Genomic DNA, 1,383 nt, shown 5'->3' with positions numbered 1-1,383 from the left:
GGAGAGGTCCGCCCCGACCTGCGGGTCCGCCGTGAGCAGGCCGAGGTCCTCGTACAGCCGGGCCGTCTTGGGGTGGTAGTTGCCGGTGCCGACGTGGGAGTAGCGGCGCAGGGTGTCGCCCTCCTGGCGGACGACGAGGGAGAGCTTGCAGTGGGTCTTCAGCCCGACGAGGCCGTAGACGACATGGCAGCCCGCCTCCTCCAGCTTCCGGGCCCACTTGATGTTGGCCTGCTCGTCGAAGCGGGCCTTGATCTCGACGAGGACCAGGACCTGCTTGCCGGACTCGGCCGCGTCGATCAGGGCGTCCACGATCGGGGAGTCGCCGGAGGTGCGGTACAGCGTCTGCTTGATGGCCAGCACGTCCGGGTCGCCCGCCGCCTGCTCCAGGAACGCCTGGACGGAGGTGGAGAACGAGTCGTACGGGTGGTGGAGCAGAACGTCGCGTTCGCGCAGGGCGGCGAAGATGTCGGGCGCGGAGGCGGACTCCACCTCGGCCAGGTCCCGGTGGGTGCCCGCGATGAACTTGGGGAACTTCAGCTCCGGCCGGTCCAGCGAGGCGATGGCGAACAGGCCGGTCAGGTCGAGCGGTCCGGGCAGCGGGTAGACCTCCGCGTCGGACACCTTCAGCTCGCGGACCAGCAGGTCCAGGACGTACGGGTCGATGGACTCCTCGACCTCCAGGCGCACCGGCGGACCGAACCGGCGGCGCATGAGCTCCTTCTCCAGGGCCTGGAGGAGGTTCTCCGTGTCGTCCTCCTCGACTTCCAGGTCCTCGTTCCTGGTGACCCGGAACATGTGGTGCGCCAGCACCTCCATGCCCGGGAACAGCTCCTCCAGGTGTGCCGCGATGACGTCCTCGATGGGGACGTACCGCTGCGGGGACGCCTCCAGGAAGCGGGTCAGCAGCGGCGGGACCTTGACCCGGGCGAAGTGGCGGTGGCCGCTGACCGGGTTGCGGACGACGACGGCGAGGTTGAGGGAGAGCCCGGAGATGTACGGGAAGGGGTGCGCGGGGTCGACGGCCAGCGGGGTCAGGACCGGGAAGACGCGCTGCCGGAAGAAGGTGAACAGGCGGGCCTGCTCCTTCTCGGTCAGGTCCGGCCAGCGGATCAGCTGGATGCCCTCGTCGGACAGGTCCGGGGCGATGTCCTGCTGGAAGCAGGCGGCGTGCCGCGCCATGAGTTCGCGCGAGCGGGTCCAGATGAGGTCCAGCACCTCGCGGGGCTGGAGGCCGGAGGCGGAGCGGGTGGCGACGCCGGTGGCGATGCGGCGCTTGAGGCCGGCCACCCGGACCATGAAGAACTCGTCCAGGTTCGAGGCGAAGATGGCGAGGAAGTTGGCCCGCTCCAGGATGGGCGTGGCCGGGTCCGCGGCCAGCTCCAG

1 protein-coding gene is annotated in these 1,383 nt (G+C 70.1%); it reads right to left on the bottom strand.

The features are described from left to right. Positions 1-1,383 (bottom strand): polyphosphate kinase 1 (gene ppk1 / locus ACZ7HQ_RS45495; RefSeq protein WP_471003524.1); only part of this gene is annotated, 1,383 nt, incomplete at both ends.

This window comes from Streptomyces sp. NPDC037290 (genome assembly GCF_055603245.1).
This window is presented reverse-complemented; position numbering and strand designations above follow the sequence as displayed.